General features: G+C 37.4%; 6 protein-coding genes. 1 reads left to right on the top strand and 5 read right to left on the bottom strand.

Features of this window, described 5'->3' with window-relative positions:
• Window positions 1-67 precede the first annotated feature (67 nt).
• Window positions 68-1492, bottom strand: a complete 1425-nt coding sequence (locus G9F74_RS24495) for an alanine/glycine:cation symporter family protein (RefSeq protein WP_000439283.1) — start codon at window positions 1490-1492, stop codon at window positions 68-70.
• Between the two features lie 942 nt (window positions 1493-2434).
• On the opposite strand from G9F74_RS24495, the gene G9F74_RS24490 reads away from it, so the two are divergent.
• Entirely contained in the window at window positions 2435-3577 is a 1143-nt protein-coding gene (locus G9F74_RS24490; RefSeq protein WP_016108420.1) for an anion transporter, read from the top strand.
• Window positions 3578-3754: 177 nt separating this feature from the next.
• On the opposite strand, the gene G9F74_RS24485 is transcribed toward G9F74_RS24490, so the two are convergent.
• The 4 genes from G9F74_RS24485 to G9F74_RS24470 form a co-directional block, all read right to left on the bottom strand.
• Window positions 3755-4477, bottom strand: a complete 723-nt coding sequence (locus G9F74_RS24485; protein ID WP_016108419.1) for a thioesterase II family protein — start codon at window positions 4475-4477, stop codon at window positions 3755-3757.
• A complete protein-coding gene (locus G9F74_RS24480) occupies window positions 4464-5168 on the bottom strand; it encodes a 4'-phosphopantetheinyl transferase family protein (RefSeq protein ID WP_033668511.1) in 705 nt (234 codons plus the stop codon). Before G9F74_RS24480 ends, G9F74_RS24485 begins: the two co-directional genes overlap by 14 nt.
• Before the next feature lie 363 nt (window positions 5169-5531).
• Window positions 5532-20414: a non-ribosomal peptide synthetase gene (locus G9F74_RS24475; RefSeq protein WP_016108417.1), complete on the bottom strand. Its 14883-nt coding sequence runs from the start codon at window positions 20412-20414 to the stop codon at window positions 5532-5534.
• Window positions 20411-26881 (bottom strand): non-ribosomal peptide synthetase, encoded by a 6471-nt coding sequence (locus tag G9F74_RS24470; protein WP_016108416.1) that lies wholly within the window; start codon window positions 26879-26881, stop codon window positions 20411-20413. The genes G9F74_RS24475 and G9F74_RS24470 overlap by 4 nt, the downstream gene beginning before the upstream one ends.

Here is a 26881-nt window from a genome sequence, read left to right as displayed (position 1 = left end):
ATCAATAATATTTGCACTAGAACCAAGAAAAATATTCAGACATATTGCAGTCTGAATATCCTTCTTATTACACACTTTTCTTTTTTGAAGTTTTCTCATAACTATCCCAACATTCAATATTTTCAAGCCCTTTAATGTTTTCTTTATAAAAAATAGGATCTTTACCAGCTTTTTTCTGGTTTATATAATCTTGTAACGCCGCAAATGCTACTTTTGAAAGTAAGGTAATAGCAATTAAATTAATAATAACCATAAAGCCCATAAATAAGTCCGCTAAATCCCATACAATTTGAATCTTTGCAACAGAACCAAATACAATCATAGCCAATACACTTATTCTGTATATCATTAACCACACTTTACTTGTATGTAAGAAGCGAATATTTGTTTCACCATAATAATAGTTGCCAATTAACGCACCAAATCCAAATAAAAAAACAAAGATAGCAAGACAACCCGATGCCCAAGGACCGATGTGTTCACTTAATGCTGCTTGTGTCAGTGCAATACCATTTAACCCCGGTTGTTTATATGCATCAGACAGCAAAATAATAAAGGCAGTGCTAGTACAAATGATTAGTGTATCCGTTAATACACCAAATGCTTGAATCAGTCCTTGTTTCACCGGATGGCTTGTTGTTGCTGTTGCGGCAACGTTTGGTGCACTTCCCATACCAGCTTCATTTGAAAATAAACCACGTTTAACTCCATTCATAAGTGCTGCACCAATTGAACCGCCTGCTATTTGTTTAAAACCAAATGCGTTTTGAACAATAAGAGAAAGCACTTCCGGCATTTTTGATATGTTGGTAACTACAACAAATAATGCAACTCCAATGTATAATACCGCTAAAAATACCACCTTGTATTCAGCCATTTTTGCAATACGTTGTACACCACCAAAGATAATTGCAGCAAAAGCAATGGCCATGATTATCCCAACTGTTAGACGATCTGTACCAAATGAGTTTTGAAAAGCGATTGTAACCGTATTGGATTGTACTGAATTGAATACAAGACCAAAAGTAATTGTGATTAAAATAGAGAATAATACTCCCATCCAACGTTTATTCAACCCTTTTTCCATATAATAGGATGGACCACCGCGGAAACCAGTTTTATCTTTTACTTTATATATTTGTGCTAATGTGCTTTCGACAAAACTGGAGGCCGAGCTAATAATAGAAATAATCCACATCCAAAATACAGCTCCAGGACCACCTAATGCAATTGCAATCGCAATTCCTGTGATATTCCCTGTTCCAACGCGAGCTGCCATACCAATACAAAACGCTTGAAAAGGAGAGATTTGATCTTTAGAACCACTTTTCCCCTCCATTAATACACGGACCATCTCTTTTAACATTCGAAACTGTACAAAATTCAATTTAAATGTAAAATAAATTCCGCAAATAACAAGCATAATAATTAACAATTTAGACCATAAAAAATCATTTGTTGATCCGACTAACTCTACAAAAAACCTTTCCATATCATCACTCCATGCCAAAATTTATCTATCATAATCTATATAAAATCACCTATATTTCCTGGTATAAATACCTCTTTCATATTCAAATACAACAAGGATAAAAATTTTCTATATGAATCGGATTGGCCTGTTTAAGCAAACATCACAACATGTAACCGTAAAACTGAAATTTTGAAGTACTTAATGCTTATACAAACGGATGCTCTACCCCTTTCTGCAAACTAATATTTTTATCCACTAACATTGTTGTACTATTATGTTTGTTTCGTTTACCGGTGATTTAAATCATAATAATCAATAGTGATTAAGTGGTTTTTTGTTAATTTTCTCAAGAACATGGAAATATCTCCTTTCTCACTACTAATCTCAAAAATAGGCTAGGTAAAAACTTCACGAAAAATCTATAAAGCGCTTTCACTCTTCAACTAAGAGAACCTTGTCTTTAATTTATAATTAAAAGTACAGAATGTTACGAAAAAGTACAGGTTTTTATAAAAACAAAAAAATATTTTAAGTTTTTTTATCTAAAAAACACTGAGATTTTGTGAATTTTATACAGTATCCAAACGTCGCAGATTCGGTTCTACCTAATCTTTGACAAGCCTCTATTTTCTTCATAAAAACATGCATACTTTTTCTCTTTTAGAACTTCATATAAAGTATTTGAAATCAAGAATCAATGAAATATTGTAAGAATATTAAAAAAATAAAACATTTAATTTATTTATGGTATCATACAAAAAACATTTGTTTTATCAATTAATCCCCCTAGTGGAATTCATCTATATTGCACATATTTACAACATTAAAGACACTAATTTTTTTGGAGGGATGAAACATTACAAAACTCTTATTTAGGACCTTATGACATCCTCTTTTCTAACAATATTGAGTTATCCCCAAAAACGTATATTTACTAACATAGACTACAGGTGGTGTATTGTGAAAGAAATTGTATTCGTTCAAAATAAAAAAAGACTCCTTATGAAATTCGAATTTTTAAAAAAGGATTTAGTACTTACCATTTCACTGATACTAGCAATTGTAAGCTGCTTAATACATTCACCAAAGATCGAATATATTAACTTTGAAGTGTTAATTAGCTTATTTAATTTAATGGTGGCCATTAAGGCCTTTGAACAGCTAAAGATATTAGATAAACTTGCCGTTGCGATTTTAAATACATGCAATAACAGCAGGTCAATATCTATTATTCTAATTTTGTTATGCTTTATTTGCTCCATGTTTGTAACAAATGATGTTGCTCTCCTCACTTTTGTACCAATAACACTTGTCATTAGTAAAAAAACACAAATGAACATGACGGATACAATCATCCTGCAGACAATTGCGGCAAACATCGGTAGTAGCTTGATGCCTATGGGAAACCCACAAAATTTATACCTATATTCTTACTATGGAATTAAGCTCATCCCATTTTTAGGTTCAATCCTGCTTTTAGCTGTACTTGGAATTAGTTTGTTATTTATATTTACTCAAAAACTTCAAAAAACAGATTTGAAAATAGAACTACCTGTTATTACCGTGAAAAATCGAAAAAAAGCTACCGTCTGGATTTTGATACTTATCACTATCATTGCATCTATTTTTGGTGTTATTAATTATTACATTGCGCTAATAGTCACATTGATGGCAGCATTTACGTTAGATAGAAACTTACTATTTAAGATCGATTACTTTCTTCTAATAACCTTTGTCTGTTTTTTTATTTTTATCGGAAACATTTCCCATTCGGATGCGCTGGAGACATTTGCTCGCGCTAATTTAAGAGGAGATACTTCAGTCTTCTTTAGTTCCATATTTTTGAGTCAATTGATTAGCAATTTTCCTACTTCAATTCTTCTATCAAACTTTACTTCTGATTGGAAAGCTTTATTACTAGGAGTAAATATTGGAGGGCTCGGAACAATTATCGCATCTTTAGCCAGTGTAATCTCCTATAAACTATTCATTCAGGCCAATGTTAAAGAGAGTAAGGCGTATTTAATTAAATTTAGCATTTACAACTTTTCATTTTTAATCATACTTACATGTATACAATACTTTATTTTTAAATTTCTATAACTTTAAAAAGTGATTACTACTAGAATAATAAAAACCAAAACTTTCTCAACATTAAATTGGGAAAGTTTTGGTTTTAAAGTACATAATACTTACAATTAGCATTATAAGCAAGATCCACAAATTGCATCAATTAACTCACCAGTTATCCAACGACTGTCTGATGATCAAAGAAAATCTCTAAAAACTAGTTGATAATCTTTTAGAATTAAACTTTCCTATAATACTCTTTGCTATTTCTTCAATATTTTCATTTAGAAAGAAATGATTACCTTCAAAAGAATGAAAAGTACACGTTTTACTTGTATATTTCTTCCATTTTATTACTTGATCATATGTAGTAAATTCATCATTTTTCCCATTAAATATAAGAAAATCAATATCACATGGTTGTATATTATTATCATGAATGTATGTCTCGACAATCTTAAAATCTGCTCTTAAAATAGGGAGAAAAATCTCCATTAATTCTTCTGATTGAAGTACCCCAGATGGTGTACCTCCCATTGCAATAACTTCTCTTTTAAATTGTTCGTTAGGAAGATTATATCGGATATTTTTTATTTTACTATTTGGATGGTTTCTACCGGACAAAACAAGAAATTCAGGTAATTCGTTATTAGAATCCTGTATTTTCCTAGCTACTTCATAGGCAATCAAACTCCCCATGCTATGCCCGAATAGAATGTAGGGCGAATCATCTATCTGCATAACTATATTATTGTAGACATCATTTACGGCCTCTTCCATACTTTGGTACAAGTTTTCTTCAATTCTATATCCTCTACCAGCTAACTCTATCGGGACTACCTCAATATATGGATTAAAGTGATTTTTCCATTTTGCGTAACTAAACGCAGATCCCCCAGCATGTGGAAAGCAAAAAAGTTTAGTCTTCCGCATTGATTTTCTCCTTACTTTCAAATTTGTATATATTTTGGCAAATTGAATAAATGTCTTTAATTATTATCTCTTGCGGAAATTCATCCCTTGTTGCACAAGCAGATATCTTATAATTTGGCTCAATGTTATATTGTCTAAAGTAAAAGTTTTGAGGTATATACTTATATGAAATTAAAGTTCGTGACTCTTTTTTTATAGAGAATGAATTTAACGGGATATAAAGCCCTTTTCCAATCGTTTTTATATAACTTTCTTTTAATGTCCATAAATCATAAAAATAATTAATTTGTTCATCAGAATTCATATTAGATATATCATAAAATTCTTCCTCTGAAAAAAATTCATTTGCTAATTTAAGAGCCTCTATTTCTGAAACCTTTTCTATATCAATACCCACATTAAAATTAGCAGTAGTACAAACCACCCATTCTCCTGAATGTGACAGATTAAAATGAAAGTCAGAAAAATTTTCAAAAAAAGGTTTTCCATACTCATTATATATAAATCTAATTTCTTCATTATTAATTTTATACTTTTGGCAGATTAGAGATCGGATTAGTAAATCCCCTATCAGGGTCCTATTAATGTCGCATGAGTTTAATAAACGCTTCATTCGTTCTTTCTTCTCATTTGAAACCAAGTTACTAAGTTGCTTAAACAAATGACTTTCAATATTCTTTGGTATTTTCACAGCTTGAATATGTATGATAAATCACTTCCTTTTTTAAAGGATGGCTTCATATATGTGCGTTACATAAATTCAAATTAACTTTATTAAATTGCAAATACAATAGAAAAGGTGCATATTTACATATCAATGAAAATATACACCTTTCCTCAGTAATATCATCAAAGCATTAGCTTCTATTACAAAAAATGGAGAGCATTTACATCATTCTATGAGCAACTCGTATAGGTTTCTATGTCTCTATCAAGTAATTTTTGCATTATCCTCTTAAAAAGTAATACTCTTGATATATTCATTATTGCCTTCACTTTATTTGCAGTTATTGGGCTGCCCTTTTCGTTCATAGCGTTGCATCTTTTGCACTCTCTACTTTTCAGTTAATGAAAGGGATGTTTCTTTTATTCCTTCAAATTCATTTAATAGATACTTAGCTATCTTTTCAACTGCGGGGAAGTCTACTATTTCCTCATGTGATCCAGGGACAGAATACTTCTTTATTCTTCCTTTTAATAAAGGTCCCCAATCTGTAAACAACTCTTTTCCTTCCTCAGCACTAAAGTAGATAACTTCTCCAAAGTATGGTATCAAATCATTATCTGCCATTAAGTTCAGGCATTTCCTATGAGCATTGATAACTTGCTTCAAATTCATAAGATTTGCATCAGGCGGGAGTACTCCTTCCATAATTAATCGCTCCACAAGCATATCTTGCTTATGGACGAGGCCTTCTTCCTGCTCAATAAGATCTCTAGGAATGAAATGTTCAGATATATATGAGAGCATATCCTCCCTTGTTTTACGATCTTGCTCTGAAGGTACTTTAGTATCCATAAGTACCAACAATTCAACTTCCTCTCCTTGATTTCTTAGTACAGTTGCGATTTTATAAGCAATTGCACCGCCTAAAGACCATCCTCCAAGACGATATGGGCCTTCTGGCTGAACACTTTTTATTTCTTTAATGTAAAGTTGAATTAGTTCCGGCAAGGTCGAGTCGTCAATCTCTCTCTTTTCTATGAGAGGATTCTGTAAACCATAAAATGAACAGTGATTCTTAAGCAATCTTGCTAATTGAATGTAACAAAATACATTCCCCATAAACGGATGAACGCAGAAGAAAGGTCTTTTCTCTGATTCTTGTAGTGGTACCAGCGCTGATACAGATTTTGTCATATCATGCTTATCACGAATAAGGCATGCGATTCCTTCCAATGTTGGATTCTTAATCAATGTAGACACCTTAATCTCTTTTCCAAACTTCTCCCTAATTTTTGAAACTAATTTGATTACAAGGAGAGAGTGTCCCCCTCTATTAAAGAAATCATCATTTACATAGACATCTTCTATCTGTAACACATCCTGCCAGATTTTAACCAACTGATATTCAATTTCATCCCTTGGAATGATTGGTGTAGAGAAGTTATTTTCTCTTTGAATAGTTAAACTGTACAATGCCTTTCGATCAACTTTCCCATTCATTGTAAGAGGAATCTCGTCTACCTCAATAAAGTGTGCGGGAACCATATAATTCGGTACTTGTGTCTTGAGATATTCACGCCAGTCATGCATGCTTCCAGCTCCAACTACATAAGCAACCAATCTCTGCTCTCCTAATTTATCCTCTGTTACCAAAACTACTGCTTCTTTTACCAATGGATGACTCTCTAGATTCGCTTCGACCTCTTCAAGTTCAATACGGAAGCCCCGAATTTTCACTTGATTATCAATTCTTCTCAAGTAATCTAAATTACCATCAGGTAAATAACGAACCAAATCTCCTGTACGATATAAACACTCTTCTTCATTAAATGGATGACGAATGAATCGCTCTGCTGTTAATTCTGGACGATTCAAGTATCCTCTCGCTATACCTGCACCACCAATATATAGCTCACCTGTTACACCAACTGGAACAGGTAACAGATTTTTATCCAATACATAAGTTTGAACGTTCGGCAATGGACGTCCAATTGTAACTCGCTTACTATCTGTTTGGATATGATAACACGTTGTATCAACCGTACATTCTGTAGGACCGTATACGTTATAAAAATCAATTTTTTCAGTCTCTACTAGCTGTTCCCATAATGACGGCATAATTGCTTCACCACCGACCAATATCTTACTTGGTACATGAACATCAGCACTTGTTTCTAGCAATCCTCCATCTATAAGTAATTGAAGTAATGAAGGCGTCATATCAAACATTTCCAATTTATTCTCCCTAATATAGGAAACAAATTGTTCCGGATTAGTGCGAACTTCACCTGGGATAATATATAAACTTGAACCATGAAGCAGCATTTGTAATTGCTGAATAGATACATCAAAGGCAATTGACGCATTTAAACCGACGCGCATATTACTAGGTATCTCATGTGAGAAAATTTCTTTTTGTAAACCATATGATAGGTTTATTACAGAATGGTGCTGTACTAAAGCACCCTTTGGATTCCCTGTCGAACCGGAAGTGTAGATAACATACGCTAAGTTTTCCCCTGTTACCTCACATATCGGCGAAAGTTTGATTTCTCGAGAAATCATTGCTTGGTCCCTATCTAAGCAAACTGTCTTGATTTCTTTAGGTATCCAGCCTACTAATACCTCATTTGTAACCAATACTTGAATTCCTGTGTCTTCTAAAATATATCGCAGGCGGCTTTCCGGATTCGTTGGATCCAATGGAACATAGGCTGCTCCAGCCTTCCAAATTCCCATGAGACCAACAACCATCTCAACTGAACGCTCAAAGCAGAGGCCAACCAATGACTCTGTCCCAATTCCACATTTCTGTAGATGATGGGCCAATTGATTAGCTCTTTCATTCAGCTCTCGATATGTTAGTTGCTGTTTTTCATCTACCACTGCCACCGCGTCAGGCGTACGATTTACTTGCTCTTCGAATAGTTGATGAATCACATTCTCACGTGGATAGGATATAGCATTATCATTCCATTCTTTTAATAGTTGTCTTTGTTCAGCTTCCGTAATATATACCAGCTCTGATAGAGTTTGATCAATGTTTTTGAGCATTTGCATCAACACTTGGTGTAAATGACCCAACACTCGTTCAATAGTTATTCTATTAAACTTACTACAGTCATACATTAACTTTAACGATAACTGGGTTCCTGGAACTACAGCCAGCCCTAATGGGTAGTGGGTTTGCTCTACTCCTTCCAATTCACCAATTTCTAGATTTTCTGAAGACTCCTCTTTCACTGGATAATTTTCAAACACATATAAACTATTAAACAGCGGTGTTCCTCTAGGAACTTCACTCCATCCCTGAATTTCTGTTAAAGAAGCATACTCATATTGTCTTCTTTCTATCTCTTCCTCTTGTATCTTCTGCAACCAATCCATTACTTTTATATCATCAATCAATTGAATTCGCGTCGGTGACGTTGTAATGAAAGGACCTACGATGTTTTCAACATCAATAATCTCCGTAGAACGCCCTGAGCTTGTTACACCAAAGACAATGTCATTTTCTCCACTATACCGGCTCATGAGATATGCCCATGCACCTTGAATTACTGTACTCAAAGTAAGTTTATTGCGTTTCGCCCATCCTTGTAACGCTTGGGTCTGCTCTTCTGATAAATACATAACCTTCTCTGTGTAACCTTTTTCTCCCTCTTTACTTTCTAAGCCCAGCAAAGTTGGTGCAGTGAAACCTTTAAGCTTTTCTCTCCAGAATTGTTCCGCCTGCTCCTTATCTTGTTCTCTTAGCCATTGGATATATTTCTTATATGGTGAGGGCTTAGGTAACTTCACGGCTTCTCCATTCATTTTCTTCTGATAGACTGTAAGTAATTCATTAAAGACCAATGGTAAACTCCATCCATCCAGTAAAATATGGTGATGTGTCCAAACAATTCGATATTCTTCCTCACCTTCTTGAATGACCGTTACTCGCATCAATGGCGCTTCATCAAATTGGAAGGCTTGTTTTCGATCTAATGCCAAAAAGACTTTTCTTTTTTCCTCTATCTCTTTAGTTGTCATTGTACGCCAGTCTTCTTTGTTCACTTTAAATGGGATATTTTCATACACCACTTGTAATGGTTCTTCAATTTCGTCCCAAACAAATGCTGTACGAAAAATTTCATGCCGCTGAATTACAGATTTCCACGCCTGCTCAAAAGTAGGAATATCCATTTTCCCTTTAATCATAAAACTTAATTGCACTATATACGGTGCAACATGTTCATTCCCTTGGTCATGCAATGTGTGGAAAATCATACCTTCTTGCAAAGGTGATAGTGGATATAAATCAGTAATCTGATTGTTCTTTCCACGATTCATTTTGTTTAGTACATTTGTCAAACCTACTTGGTTAAGATTAGCCATTGCAAAATCCGAAATGGTCAGTGCAGATTCTCTATCTGAAGGTTGAATCAATCTGCTCAGTTGATATAGCATATTCTGTGCAATATTTTGAATCGTTGATTTGGCGAATTGTCCAACATTGTATACCCAAGTGAACTGAAGTTTTCCATTCGTTACAACCCCAATTACATCAATTACATGCGATCGCTTGGAACCGGCAGCATGATCTAAACGCTTAAATTCGTTCTCCGGCATAAACATTGCATCTCTAGAAAACATTTGATCAAATTGTCCAAGATAGTTAAAACTAATAGACGGTGTATGTTGAGAGCTCAATTGCTCACACATTGTTGCGTTCATGTAACGCAACACTCCATAATCAACACCCTTATTAGGAATTTTGCGAACTTGTTCTTTAACTGCTTTTAATGCTGCAATTGGCGTATTAGCACTAGTAATATTTAAGTGAACAGGGTAAATACTTGTAAACCATCCCACGGTTCTCGATAAGTCAACATCTTCAATAATTTCTTCTCTACCATGCCCCTCTAAATCCACGCTCAATATCTTCTGCCCTGTACATGCTGCTGTAGCTTGTACCAATGCTGCTAATAATACTTCATTGATTTGGACACGGTGAGTGCTTAAAGTCTCTTGCAATAACATACGGGTCTCATTCTCATTTAACACCACAGTAATTTCCTCAGTTACTGCGCTTACTGAATTACTTATAGTACCATCTATCGGCAGTTTAACTACGTCTTGTTCAGACTGCTGCTCCCAGTAATGCAGCACTTCTTGTGATATTCCAGTTTCAGCGTAATGATGTAATTTTTCCGACCACTCTTTAAAGGATGTACTCTTCATAGGTAATTGAATTTTCTGCCCTTGAATCGCTTGATTATACGCTGTTTGCAAATCTTCCAATAAAATTCGCCAAGAAACACCATCCACGGCTAAGTGATGAATTGTCCAAAATAATCGGCCAGTCTTCTCACCTTCATCAAAATAAACCATTCTCATTAACGGACCATCATGTAAATTCAAACTTTCTTGTGCAATATTAATCTCTTTTTGAATAACTTGATGCCAATCGGCTTCCGGCACTTCGGCTAATGAAATGACAGTAAGTATCAATTGTTCTTCTATTCCTTCATTCCACTGTTTCCAAGCCCCATCAGGTAAACGTTCATATCTTAAACGCAGGGCATCATGATGAAGTAGAAGATTACGCACTGACTTCTCCAGTGATACTATATCCAGTTTCTCTTTCGTTCTAAAGAACATGGATTGATTCCAATGATGTGGGTTAGGATGATTTTGTGCAAAAAAACCTTGCTGAATAGGTGTAAGTATCGTATCTCCAGTTATAATTCCTTGTTCGGCTTGTACACCTTGTTCTTCTTTGACTACCTGCGCCAACTCAGCAATCGTTTGGTGTTCAAATATTTGTTTTGGTGTCAATTGTAAACCAGTTTGCTTCGCACGAGAGACAATCTGAATGCTAAGAATTGAATCTCCACCAATTTCAAAAAAGTTATCATAAATACCAATACGTTTTGAACCCAGCACACGTTCCCAAATGATAGAAAGCTTGTGTTCACGTTCATTTCTTGGGGCTACGTAGCCTTCTTGTGTTCCTTGATAATCTGGTATAGGCAATGATTTCCGATCAATCTTTCCATTTATGGTTAGCGGTAACTCTTCCATTTCGACAAAGTAGGAAGGTATCATATGGATTGGCAGTTTTATTTTAAGATACTCGCGCCATTCTTCTAAACTGCCTTCGCCCACTATATAAGCTACCAACCTCTTATCTCCCGACTGATTTTCCCTAACTATTACAACTGCCTCTTTTATCAAGTCATGCTCCTGTAAAGTCGACTCAATCTCCCCAAGTTCGATTCGAAATCCTCTAATCTTCACTTGATTATCAATTCTTCCTAAATAGTCTATATTACCATCAGGAAGATATCTCACGAGATCGCCTGTTCTATATAATCTCTCGCCTTCTTTGAATGGATGAGAAATAAATCGTTCGGATGTTAACTCTGGACGATTTAAGTATCCCCTCGCTAGACCCGCTCCTCCGATATAAAGTTCACCCATCACACCAACTGGAACTGGCAACCCATTTCTATCCAATACATAAGTTTGAACGTTAGGCAACGGACGCCCAATCGTTACTCTCTCACTATCTTTTTTGATATGATAGCATGTTGCATCAACCGTACATTCTGTAGGACCATATACATTATAAAACTCAATTTTATCAGTCTCTACTAGCTGTTCCCATAATGACGGCATAATCGCTTCGCCGCCAACCAATACCTTACTTGGAACATGAACGCCATCGTACGTTTCTAACAATCCGGCATCTATAAGTAATTGAAGCAATGAAGGTGTTATATCAAAGATTGCTAACTTGTTCTCCCTAATATAAGCTACAAACTGTTCCGGATCACTTCGTACTTCATTCGGAATAATATACAAACTTGAACCATACAACAGCATTTGTAATTGTTGAATAGATGCATCAAAGGCAATTGACGCATTTAAACCGACATGCATGTTAGATGGTATCTCATGTTCGAAAACCTCTTTTTGTAAACCATGCGACAAGTTTATTACAGAATGATGCTGTATCAAGACACCCTTTGGATTCCCCGTCGATCCCGAAGTATAGATAACATACGCTAGGTTTTCTCCTGTTACTTCACATTTTGGTGAAAGAATGCTTTCTTTTGAAATCATTGCTTGATCCCTATCTAGACAAACTGCCTTGACTTCTTTGGGTATCCAATCTTCTAATGACTCATTCGTAACTAATACTTGAATTCCAGTGTCCTCCAAAATATATCGTAGACGACTTTCTGGATAGGATGGATCCAATGGAACATATGCTGCTCCAGCCTTCCAGATCCCCATAATACCAACAATCATCTCAACTGAACGCTCAAAGCAAAGTCCAACTAATGATTCAGTCCCAATCCCACATTGCTGAAGATAGTGGGCCAATTGATTAGCTTTTTCATTAAGCTCTAGATATGTTAACTGCTGTTTTTCATCTACCACTGCCACCGCGTCAGGTGTATGATTTACCTGCTCTTCAAACAGCTGATGAATCGCACTTTCCCGTGGATATACTACAGCATTATTATTCCACTCTTCCAACTCTTTTTGCTGTAATCCTGATAATATAGGCAACTTAGCTAATGATTTATCAGGATTCTCCACGATTACATTCAACCAGTTTCCAAAATGTTCAGCCATGGATTCAATAGTTAAGCTGTCAAATAAATCCGTCCTATAAACAAAAGTAAGCAATAAACCCTCTTCCACTTCTGCAGCAGTTAAACTTAAATCAAACTTAGCGATTGGAGCATTACTTTCCATTACTTCTATATTTCTTCCATGTAGTTCTGGTAGCTCCTGTCCCGTATTTTGCAAAGTAAACATGGTTTGGAAAATCGGGGAATGGCTTGTATTTCGTTCAGGTTGGATAACCTCTACAATTTTCTCAAACGGAACATCTTGATACTCATACGCCTTCAATGCTTTTATCCGCACTTGAGACAACAACTCTTGAAATACCGGTGCATTACTTAAATCAGCCCGATAAACCAATGTGTTGACAAAGAAACCAATCAGCCCCTCAATTTCTCGATAATTTCGATTTGCAATTGGGCTGCCAACAATAATATCCGATTGTCCCGTATAACGGGAAAGGAAACTTTGATACGATGCCAATAAGGTCATGAAAAGCGTGGCCCCTTCTTGACGACTTAGTTCGTTTAATTTATCCAGTAATGAGCGTGACAACAGCACATTATGAGTTAATCCATGGTGGGTTTGCACTGGCGGACGCGGACGATCCATTGGCAACATTAAGACTGGTAACTCACCAGATAATTCTTCCTTCCAATATGCAAGCTGTTGATTTAGTACTTCATCTTTCAACCATCCTCTTTGCCACTGAGCAAAATCGGCATATTGAACTGGTAGTGGTTCCAGCTCTGCTTGTTTTTCACCAATCGCATTCTCATAAAATGTCATCCATTCTTGAAGCAAGATTTCCATCGACCATCCATCTGAGATAATGTGATGCATATTACACAGAAGAACCCATTCTTCTTCTGAAATTCTTATGATTTGTCCACGGAACAATGGTCCTTGTTCTAAATCAAATGGAGATTCAACTTCAGTTTGAATCCATTGCTGCAACTTTCTTTCTCTCTCCTTTAATGAAAGCTTAGTTAGGTCCATTTGCGGAAGAGGACGGAAAATATAAGGTTGAATCTGTTGCACAGGATGACCTTCCTCTTCATGAAATACCGTCCGCAAAGATTCATGACGCTCTATCAACTGATTCCATCCCAACTCCAATTCCTCAGGTAACCAATTCCCTGTAAGGCGGCATACCATTGGCATATTATAAAGTGCACTATTAGGTTCAAACTGATCAATAAACCATAAGCGCTGTTGGGCATATGACAGCGGAATATTATTTCCTCGTTCCATCGGCATCAATGGTGGAATTTCTCGTTTTTCACTCCCCTTACGCAACTGATCTATTCGTTTCGATAGTGCCTCGACCGTTGGATATTCGAACAATTCACGTACCGGTAATTTGATTTGAAAGACTTCTTGTAAGCGCGAGACCACTTGTGTAGCAAGTAGAGAGTGACCACCAAGCTCAAAGAAAGAATCCTGAACACCAATTTCTTTTATTCCTAGCACTTGACTCCACACTGAAGCGATAAGTTCTTCCAGTGGAGTTCGTGGGTATACAGTATTTTCGGCGGATTGTTCACTAAGTATAGGCAATGCCTTCAAATCAAGTTTTCCATTCGGTGTAAGTGGTAAAAATTCCATCTCAATAAAGTTTGTTGGAACCATGTAATTTGGTAAATGTGTTTGTAGATGTTCTCGCCATTCATGTACACTTCCTTCACCAACTACATAAGCTACTAATCTCTTGTCATCTTGATTATCCTCTCGTACCAATACAACTGCTTCTTTCACAGAAGAATGCGCCTGCAAAACAGCTTCTATTTCTCCCAATTCAATCCGGAAACCACGAATTTTTACTTGGTCATCTATACGACCATGGAACTGGAGATTACCATCAGAAAGATAACTTGCTTTGTCTCCTGTGTAATAGAGACGTTCTCCTGACTTGAAAGGATGTGGAATAAATTTTTCCTTTGTGAGATCCGGGCGATTAGCATATCCACGTGCAAGACTCTTCCCTCCAATATAGAGATCTCCAATTATACCAATTGGTACTAGCTGAAGATGAGAATCTAATACATAAACTTCTGTATTCGCAATCGGCCGACCAATCGATGGCGTACCGGTTGTCACTCCTACAGGCACATAACAATCTGTGGTAACAACGGTATTTTCCGATGGACCATACTGATTAATTACCGCAAAAGGAATATCTTTAGATGGATACTGCGTTAATTGATCCCCACCTGTAAGGATAAAACGAAGATCCGTTTTATCTGGCCAAGATAATTTCAAGAGTCTTTCCAGAATAGGTGTAGGTGCAAAACTAGCTGTTATTCGTGAATCAATGAGCCAGTCCCTTAGTGCTTCTGGATTAATTCTCAGTTCCTCTGTTGACAAGTAGAGTGCTGCACCAGCAGTTAGATACGGCCAAATTTCCTGGACAGCCGAATCAAAAGCAATCCCTGCAATCTGGGTCGCACGATCCTCTGCTGTAATACGATAAACTTCTTGATGCCAAGAAACCATATTCATTAATGAGCGATATTCAACCATGACACCCTTTGGCTTTCCTGTAGAACCAGAGGTATAGACAATATAAGCTAAGTTCTCTGGATTTAACTGACGTGTAGGTGCGATTACGCTTTCCACTGTTAATTCTTCTAACCTCACCGTTTCGACGTGTGCGAAATGGCCTTCTTGTCCTTCCGCCGTCACTACAAATTGAATTCCTGCATCTTCAATCATGTATTCTAACCTTGATTTTGGATACAACGGATCTAAAACAACATAAGCTCCACCAGCTTTTAAAATGCCTAGTAAACTTGCCATGAGCTCAGCTGACCTCGGAAGATAAACTCCCACCACTGACTCTGGGGCGACTCCTTTTCGCTGTAAAACATTTGCCAACTGATTTGCTTGTGCATCCAGTTCACCATAAGTCCACTTTTTTGTTTGATCAACAACGGCAATCGCATCAGGGCGCCTTGCTACATGTTCCTCAAATCTGTCACAAATAAGAGCCTGATGGGACATTTCCATTACAGTGTCATTCCATGTTTCTAATAACAAAGTACGCTCGGGTTCCGATAGCATGCTCAGGTCATGCAACGGATTTTGTGGGTGATGAGAAACTTCGTGTAGCCATTTCTCAAAGTGTCCTGCCATCCGTTCAATAGTAGATGCATTGAATAAATCCTTATTGTATTCAAAAGTAAAAAGCAATTCCTCTTCTGTCTCAGCTACCATTACACTTAAATCAAACTTTGCAATTGGACTATGGCTTTCTATCATTTCAATACTTCTACCAGATAACACCGGGAACTCTTGTTTCATATTTTGCAAGATGAACATGGTCTGGAAGATTGGCGAATGACTTGTACTCCGCTCTGGTTGCACAACTTCTACAATTTTTTCAAAAGGGATATCCTGATATTCATACGCCTTCAATGCCTTTTTACGAACCTGAGACAGAACATCTTGAAATGTCGGTCTACCACTCAGATTAGCTCGATAAACCAGCGTGTTGACGAAGAAACCAATTAGTCCTTCTATTTCTCTATAATTTCGATTCGCAATTGGACTTCCGACCAGAATATCTTCTTGTCCCGTATAACGGGATAGAAAACTTTGATATGCAGCCAACAGCGTCATGAAGAGTGTAGCCCCTTCTTTGCGACTAAGTTTGTTCAAGTTATCATGTAGCGTGCTTGGCAGAACCAGAGTGTATGTCGACCCGTGATGAGTTTGTATTGCAGGACGCGGACGATCCATAGGAAGTTGGAGTACAGGAAGCTCTCCAGACAATTCTTCCCTCCAATATTGGAGTTGTTGATCAAGCACCTCCTCCTTCAGCCAACCTTTTTGCCACTGAGCGAAGTCGGCATATTGAACCGGTAATGGTTCAAGTTCTGCTATCTTTCCATCCGTTTCTTTCTCATAGAATGCCATCCATTCTTCAAGTAGGACTCCCATCGACCATCCATCTGAAATGATATGATGTAAAGTACAAAGGAGAATCCATTCTTCCTCTCCCACTTGCAAAATACTTGTCCTGATTAGTGGGCCCTCTGCTAAATCAAATGGCACTTCTGTTTCTTGTTGAATCAAACGTTTAACTTCTTCTTCTCGGTCTTCTGGAGAAAGCATAGTTAAATCCGTTTTCGGAATTGATTGAAAAGCATACGGTTCAATTTGCTGTATGGGTTGACCGTTCACTTCATGAAAGACCGTCCGCAATGATTCATGACGTTCTATTAGTTGGTTCCATCCTGTTTCCAGTGCCTCAAGTAGCCAACTCCCTGTAAGGCGGCATACCATTGGCATATTATAAAGGGCACTATTAGGTGTAAATTGATCAATAAACCATAAGCGCTGTTGCGCATAAGATAGTGGAATAGTTTCTCCTCGTTCCATCGGCATTAGTGGCGGAATCTCTCGTTTTCTATCTCCTTTACGTAACTGATCTAATCGCTTTGCCAGTGACTCCACCGTTGCATACTCAAATAGTTCACGTACTGGTAATTCGATTTGAAAGATTTCCTGTAAACGTGACACTACTTGAGTAGCTAGTAGTGAGTGACCACCGATTTCAAAAAAGGAATCCTGAACACTAATATTTTTTACACCTAACACTTGGCTCCATACGGAAACGATGAGCTCCTCCACTGGTGTTCGTGATGAAGTAATATCTTCACTTATGAACTGTGCTTCCAATTCCAGTAAGGCTTTCCGATTCACCTTACCATTTGGAGTGAGTGGCATCCCTTCAATTTGGAAAAAGTATGCCGGAACCATATAATGTGGAAGTTGCTTCTTGAGATATTCACGCCACTCTACAGTATCCCCTTCACCCACTACATAAGCTACTAACTGCTTATCTCCTGGACGATCTTCCTTCACCAACACAACAGCCTCTTTTACAGATGAGTGATCATGTAAAGCTGATTCAATTTCTCCCAATTCAATTCTGAATCCTCTAATTTTGACTTGGTTATCTATCCTTCCAATATATTCCAAGTTACGATTATTCATATACCTCACCAGGTCACCCGTTCGATATAATCGTTCTCCTTCCTTAAAGGGATGCGGAATAAAACGTTCAGTAGTTAAATCTGGTCGATTGAAGTAGCCACGTGCCAATCCTACTCCTCCAAGGTAAAGTTCCCCCGACACACCAATTGGGACCACCTGTTGATATTGATCTAACACATACAACTCTGTATTATCAATTGGACGACCAATTGGAATAAGCATTGATTCTTTTTCTAAATCACAATCATAATAAGTCACATCCACAGTCGCTTCAGTAGGACCATACAAATTAATTAACTGTGTTTGCTGAACATTGTAAAAGATCCACTTAAACCGGCGAACCTGCTCAGAGTTTAATGCTTCTCCACTAGTAAAAACATGAATTAAAGACGATACATCCCTTTTCGAATTATATTGTTCCATATAATCCAAGAAAGTAGATAACATCGACGGAACAAAGTGCATGGTGGTCACACGATATCGTTCAACATACTCCTCAATCACTGCAGGATCTTTCTCTCCTCCTGGTGGAAGCAAACAAACACGTGCTCCTACAAATGACCACCAAAATAATTCCCAAACGGAAACATCAAACGAAAACGGTGTCTTTTGTAGGATTGTATCTTCCTCGGACAATGGATATTTTTTCTGCATCCACTGTAGGCGGTTGATAACCGAATGATGTTCAATCATTACCCCCTTTGGATTTCCCGTTGAACCCGAAGTGTATATGATATAGGCTAAGTTATTTGCTGTTACTCCACTCACCGGAGCTAAGTTACTCTCTTTAGAAATCATTACTTGATCCCTGTCTAAACAAATTGCTTGAATATCTTTAGGTAACCAGTCCTGTAGTGCCTCTTTTGTTAACAGCACTTGAATTTGTGAATTCTCTAAAATGTATCTCAGACGGTTTTCGGGATAACTTGGGTCCAGTGGGACATAAGCCCCACCTGCTTTCAAAATCCCAAAGAGACCAATAATCATATCAGGAGAACGTTCAATACATATACCAACCAATGATTCAGGTCCAATACCTCGTTTTTGTAGAAAATGTGCCAATTGATTCGATTTTTCATTGAGTTCTTGATACGTTAGCTTTCCACCCTCATAAACTACCGCCACTGCATCAGGTGTACGTGCAACTTGCTGCTCAAATAGCTCATGAATCATACAATCATGACCATAAACTACTTCTGTATCATTCCATTCTTCTAGGAGTTGTTTCTGCTCAGTGTCCGATAACATTGACAGCTTTGTATATGATTCATCTGGATGATGCGCGATTTCATTTAGCCAGTTCTCAAAATGGCCTGCCATACGTGCAATGGTACTACTATCAAATAAATCCGTGTTGTATTCAAATGAGACAAATAGACCTTCTTCCACTTCATAGGCAGTTAAGCTCAAATCAAATTTTGCAATAGACATATTACTTTCTACCATTTCAATCCTTCTACCAGGCAAATCTAGTCGTTCTTGTTTTATATTCTGTAGCGTAAACATGGTCTGAAAGATAGGAGAATGGCTCATGCTTCGTTCAGGTTGCACAGCTTCTACCACTTTTTCAAATGGTATATCTTGATATTCGTAAGCTTTTAACGCCTTTTTCTTTGTTTGGTTCAAAATCTCCCGGAAAGTAGGGGTACCACTCAAATCTGATCGGTAAACCAACGTATTAACAAAGAAACCAATTAATCCTTCTACTCCCTTATGATTCCGATTTGCAATCGGACTTCCGACTAGAATATCTTTTTGTCCTGTATAACGTGCAAGAAAGCTCTGATATGCAGCCATTAAAGTCATAAATAAGGTAGATCCTTCTTGTCGACTTAAATCTTTTAATTGACTGAGTAATCTAGAAGAAAAAATCACGTGATGCGTATCCCCAGAATAAGTTTGCGTAACCGGTCGAGGCCGGTCCACTGGCAGTTGTAATATAGGGAGCTCACCAGACAATTCTTCCTGCCAATACGTAAGCTGACGATTTAGCACATCACCTTGCAACCACTCCTTTTGCCACTTCGCAAAATCTGCATATTGAATGGATAATGAACTTAATTTAGCAGGATTTCCGCCCGTTTCCTCTTCATAGAAAGCAAGTAATTCATTCATGAATATACCAATGGACCAGGCATCAGAAACAATATGATGCATCGTACACAGTAATAACCATTCATCCTTTTCTAATTGAACAAGCTGATTACGAATTAAAGGACCATTCATTAAATCAAATGGTTTTTGCGCTTCTCTCGCAATTAAACTATCTACCTCTTTTTCTTTTACTTCTAGAGGAAGTTGAGAGTAATCTCTTACAGGTAATGCTCTAGGAAGGAATTCGACAATTTGTTGTACAGGTTGTTCTTCTACTTCTTTAAAAACAGTTCGTAATGATTCATGACGTTCAATAAGTCGATTGAATCCCTTCTCTAATGCTTCAGGTATCCAATTTCCTTTTAGATTCCATACCGTTGGAATATTATATAAAGAACTGTTTGGATTAAATCTGTCCATAAACCACAAACGTTGTTGTGCATAAGACAACGGGAGCGCTTCTTTATTCTCCTTTTTTTGCATTTGCTTCTGAAGCCAAGCTCTCTTCTCAGGAGAAAGTGAACTCAGCTTTGCAAGTAAATCACTTCTCATTTTTTTACCCCTTCCTCAACTAAATTACTCTCAAATATTCCTTGTGCTTCTTCCTCTGATAGCTCTTCTAATTGCTTAAGCAGTTCAAATAATTCTTCATCATTACCCACTTCTTCTTCTTTTTGAATATAGTCTTGAAGACTTACATTCTCCTTACTATCATTCTGCATTTCTTGATTTTTGTTATGGTGCAATTGATCTATCTGTTCTGCCAATTGCTGCACTGTATGAAACATAAATAAATCATGCAATGGTATCTCAATTCCAAAAGCCTCTTTAAGACTGGAGACAGCTTGCGTAGCAAGTAATGAGTGACCACCTATTTCAAAAAACGAATCCTGAATTCCGATGTTTTCCATACCTAAAACTTCATTCCATATTGAAACGATTGTTTTTTCCGTAGGCGTACGAGGAGCAATATAACCACTTGTTATCTCCTGTTTCTCTGGTGCTGGTAAGGCCTTCCTATCAATTTTTCCATTTGGAGTGAGTGGAAATGCATTCAATCCGACAAAATAGGCTGGAATCATATAATTTGGTAGCTGGTCCTTGAGATAATCACGCCACTTTTGAGCATCCCCATCTCCTACAACATAAGCAATCAAACGTAGATCACCAGGATAATCTTCCCTCACCGTCACAATAGCTTCGTTAACTAATGTATGCTTTTGTAATGCCGCTTCAATTTCTCCTAGTTCAATCCGGAACCCACGAATTTTTACCTGATGATCGATTCGGCCAAGATACTCCAAATTTCCATCCAGCAAATACCTTACTAGATCTCCAGTCCGGTATACTCGCTCCCCTTCTTTAAATGGATGCGGTATAAAACGATCTTCCGTTAAGTCAGGACGGTTTAAGTATCCACGTGCTAATCCCGATCCACCAATGTACAGCTCACCAACTACACCAATTGGAACCATTTTTTGTTCAATACTTAGTACATATACTTCTGTATTGAATATTGGTTTACCAATTGGTGGTACCCTATGGACGACACCCTTTTCTAATTCCATATAAGTGGAATACGTAGTATCTTCGGACGGTCCATATAGGTTGTACACCTTCTCAACCGTACTTCTCTCATATAAATCTTGAACAAGTGAATATGGCAATCGTTCTCCAGCCAAATTCACCACCTTTACCGAAGAAGGGAGTGTTTTTGCTCGAACCAGTTCCTTCGCTGCCGATGGCACAGTATTGACTAAAGTCACATCCTTGGTAGACAACTTGTCTAGATGTAGAGCATTTTCAGCGACAATCACCTTACCACCCATCGTTAGGGGAACAAACACTTCAAAAACAGATAGATCAAAGGATAGCGAAGTGGAGGCCAACACTCCCGCTAAATCCTTTCGGGAATATGTGTGATGCGCCCAACGAATCATTGTTACTGTATTCCTATGCTCAATCATTACTCCCTTTGGATTTCCAGTGGAACCTGAAGTATAGATAATATAGGCTAAGTTATCACCCGTCACTTCACTCGAACACACCGTAGTTACTTCTTGTTCTATTTCTGCTCGATCACGATCAATACAAATCACGTCAACGGATTTAGGTATAACCATTTTTTGTTGTAATTTTTCCTGTGTTACTAGTACCTTTATTTGAGCATCCGCTAAAATGTATTGCAGTCGACTTTCAGGATACGCTGGATCTATTGGGACATATGCTCCTCCTGCCTTCATAATTCCTAAGAGGCCTACAATCATCTCAGATGAACGTGTAACACAAATCCCAACCAATGATTCGCAACCTACACCATTTTTTTGTAAATAATGTGCCAGCTGATTCGAGCGTTCGTCCAACTCTCGATATGTTAGTTCTTCATCTTCGTATACTACTGCAATTGCTTCTGGTGTTTTTTCCACTTGTTCTTCAAACAATGTATGAATCGCGCATTCTTCTATATCTATAACAGCTGATTCATTCCATTCTTCTAGTAATTGCTTATATTCTACTTTGGATAACATATTCAATTCTGATAATAAACATTTTGGATGAGAGACAATTTGATTTAACCAATGCTCAAAATGACTTGCCATACGTTCAATGGTTGTATCATCAAACAAATCAGTATTGTATTCAAAGGTTAGTGATAATCCTTCTTCCGTCTCAGTAACAAATAAACTCAAATCAAATTTCGCTACAGAAGCATGGCTTTCCATGAGTTCCATTTGTCTTTCAGATAGCCGAGGAAATTCTTGCTTCGTATTCTGTAAAATAAACATGGTTTGGAATATTGGTGAATGACTTGTATTCCGTTCCGGCTTTACGGATTCTACCACTTTCTCAAATGGGATGTCCTGATACTCGTATGCTTTTAGTGCTTTTTTTCTTACCTGCGACAAAAGTTCTTGGAACGTCGGATTTTCACTGAAATCAGCTCGATAAACCAACGTATTTGCAAAGAAACCTATTAATCCCTCAATCTCTTTAACATTTCGATTAGCGATTGGGCTTCCAACCAAGATGTCATCCTGTCCTGTATAACGGGAAAGGAAGCTTTGATACGCTGCCATCAATGTCATAAATAAAGTGCATCCTTCTTGCAGACTTAAATCTTTGAGCTTTTCCTGTAGGGAATTCGCCACCATTAAGGACTGACTTGCACCACGGTGGGTTTGAACCGCAGGTCGAGGACGATCCATCGGTAATTGTAAAACCGGTAACTCCCCAGCCAATTCTTCCTTCCAATATCGAAGGTGCTGATCCAAATTCTCTTCTTTTTGCCATTCCTTCTGCCACATAACAAAGTCTGCATATTGGATAGATAACTCCTTCAATTCCGCCGGTTTTCCGCTTAGTGCTCCTTCATAAAAAGCCATCCATTCTTCAAGTAAAATCCCCATTGACCATCCATCTGAAATAATATGATGCATCGTACAAATGAGAACCCATTCTTCTCTGTCCACTTTCAATATTCGTGTTCGAATCAGAGGACCTTGTCCAAAATGAAATGGTTCCTCCGCTTCGTTTTGAATGAGCCGTTTCATTTCTCTTTCCCTATCTTCCAAAGAGAGATCTGTTAGATTCAATTGAGGGATATGTCTGAATACATGAGATTGAACCTGTTGGAAAGGTTCACCCTCTTGTTCTAGAATTATCGTCCGTAATGATTCATGACGCTCCAACAACTGATTCCATCCGACCTCCAACGCTTCAATTGACCATTTACCTGTTAAGCGACACGCTGCATGAATATTGTACATAGCACTATTTGACATTAATTGATCAATAAACCATAGACGTTTCTGCGCATAGGAAAGCGGAATAGCTTCTTCTCGTTTCATAGGTATAAGAGGGGCAGCCTCTCGTTTTTTATCTTTTTTTCGTAACTGATCTACTCGTTTCGCCAATGCCTCCACTGTATCGTGCTTGAAAAGTTCACGTAATGGGATTTTGATTTGGAACAATTCTTGTAATCGAGAAACAATTTGAGTAGCGAGTAGTGAGTGCCCACCCCGTTCAAAAAAGGAATCCTGAATACCGATATTTTCAGTTCCTAACACTTGACTCCAAACCGAGGCAATAAGCTCTTCCGATGGCGTCCGAGGTAGAACATTTAAACCTCCAATAGTTTGCTCATCAGGTGCTGGCAAGGCCTTTCGGTCAATTTTCCCATTCGGAGTAAGCGGGAAGTGTTCTAACTCTACAAGGTGCGCTGGAATCATATGATTCGGTAATTGGTTTTGTAAATACTCTCTCCACTCTTGGGTATTTCCATCGCTCATTACATATGCAACCAATCGTTGATCACCTGGACGATCTTCTCTAACTAATACGACAGCCTCTTTAATAAACGAACATTTTTCTAAAGTCGCTTCAATTTCTCCTAATTCAATCCTAAAACCACGCATTTTGACTTGATGGTCCATTCTACCTATAAATTCTAAATTTCCATCAGTTAGATATCTTACTGAATCTCCTGTTCGATATAGTCGTTCCCCGAATCGATATGGATGCGAAACGAATTTTTCAGCAGTAAGATTCGGACGATTTAAGTATCCACGTGCTAAACCAGCACCACCAATATATAACTCACCCTCAATTCCTATTGATTGCAAGCGTTGATTTTGGTCTAATACATATAATTGCGTGTTCTGTATCGGCTGCCCAATAGAAACAAATTCTTGATTTGGCTGAATATCAAATGCATTCACATAAATAGTGGCTTCAGTTGGTCCATAAAAGTTGGTTAATTTCACTTGTCCACTATGATTCCATTTCTGTTGAAATCGTCTAACCAACCCTGAACTTAGTTCTTCCCCACCAGAAAATACATGGCGTATGGACGAACAATTCATGTTCAATTCAATATGATTGAAGTGATCTAAGAAAACAGATAACATCGAAGGTACAAATTGAACTATAGTAACCTGATGTTTTTTAATCACTTCAGCTATAATAGAAGGATCTTTTTCTCCACCTGGAGGCAGGAAAGATACACTTGCACCAACGTGAATACCCCAAAACAACTCCCAAACAGAGACATCAAATGAGAATGGCGTTTTCTGCAAGACCACATCCTTTTCAGAAAGTGGATATTTATGTTGCATCCATTCTAGATAATTGATTACTGAATGATGCTCAATCATTACTCCCTTTGGATTCCCTGTAGATCCTGAAGTATACATAACATACGCTAAACTTCTTCCTGTTACACCACTTATACATGGGGTTGTTTCTTCTTTTTCAATTGCAGTATAATCTTTATTCATACAAATCGTTTCAACATTTTCAGATACAAACAAATTTTTAGAATTCTCTTCCGTCACTAGTACTTCGATTCCAGCATCCTCTAATATATATCGAAGCCGACTCTCTGGATAAGTAGGATCAAGTGGAACATACGCTGCTCCTGATTTTAGAATACCTAATAACGCTATCATCATTTGTAATGAACGTTCTATATATACCCCAACCAGAGACTCTGAGCCTACACCACGCTTTTGTAAATAATGAGCTAGCTGATTCGCACGCTCCTCCAACTCTTTATAGGTAATTTGTTCATTTTCGTAAATAGCCGCGATTGCTTCCGGCGTTTTTTTAACTTGCTCCTCAAACATCGTATGAATCATGCCTTCAGCCGAATAATTTACTTGAGTATGATTCCATTCCTCTAATAACTGTATCTGTTCTTCCGCTGTTAAATGAGTAATTTCAAAGAGTTTTGAATCTAGGCTCTTCGTCATCTGGATTAATATTTGCAATAAGTGATTCTGAATCCGATTTATTGTTTCTTCATTAAAATAGCTTCGATCATACATCAACTTTAAAGTAATTTTCTTACCAGGCATTACAATGAGTGTTAAAGGATAATTTGTTTGTTCCGCGCTTTTAACATCTAGTAATCTTAAATCATCATTTCTCTCACCTTGAATTGGATAATTTTCAAACACATACAAGGTATGAAATAAGGAGCTATTTCGCGGAACCTCACTCCACCCTTGAATATCTATCAATGAATTATACTCATATTGTCTTCGTTCCATTTCTTTCATCTGTATTTTACGAAGCCAATCTACTACAGATGTATTATCCGTTAATCGAATTCTAGTAGGTAATGTGTTAATAAATAGGCCTACCATATTCTCTGCTCCTATCAAATCAGTAGGACGTCCAGAGCTAGTTACGCCAAATACGATGTCACTTTCACCGCTATACCTACCCATCAAATAGGCCCATGCTCCTTGTACTAATGTATTCAATGTTAATCGACTATTTCGTACCCACTCTTGTAAATTCTCAGTGAGTTCCTCAGATACCTGATAAACACACTCTCCATAGCCCTTCTCCTGCCCTTGATCCTTTCTTTCCATCGCTATTGGCGTAGGTGCATAGAACCCTTTTAATTCTTCTTTCCAAAATTCCTCTGCTTGACTTTGATCTTGTTTATTTATCCACTGGATATATTTTTTATAAGGAAGAGATTTAGGAAGATTCAACAATTCTCCCTTTATCATCTTGAGATAAACTTCCATCACTTCACTAAACACCAATGAAACACTCCAACCATCTAGCAAAATATGATGATGTGTCCAAATAATTCTCGTTTCCCCTTCTGCTTCTTTAATCGCAGTGACTCTCATCAATGGTGCTTCATCCAATAAAAATCCTTTCCTACGATCTGCAGTCAAAAACTGGTGTAATTTCTTCTCCTTCTCCTCATGCGAATGGGTACTCCAATCCTCTTGATGAATAGTAAAAGGAAGACGTTCGTAAACTGCTTGTAGAGGTTTTTCTACTTCCTCCCAAACAAATACTGAGCGCAGAACCTCATGTCGTTGAATAACATATTCCCAAGCCTTTTCAAAAGTAGCAACATCCAATTGCCCCCCGAGCAAGAAACCTACTTGTACAATATAGGAAAAAGAATATTCATCATCTTGATCGTATAAAGTATGAAACAGTATTCCTTTTTGCAAAGGTGATAAACCATATATATCAATAATGTCTCCCAT

Source organism: Bacillus sp. EKM202B (assembly GCF_011066025.1).
Classification (GTDB): domain Bacteria; phylum Bacillota; class Bacilli; order Bacillales; family Bacillaceae_G; genus Bacillus_A; species Bacillus_A toyonensis.
Note: the sequence above shows the minus strand (reverse complement) of the source record. Positions and strands in the feature narration are given on the sequence as shown.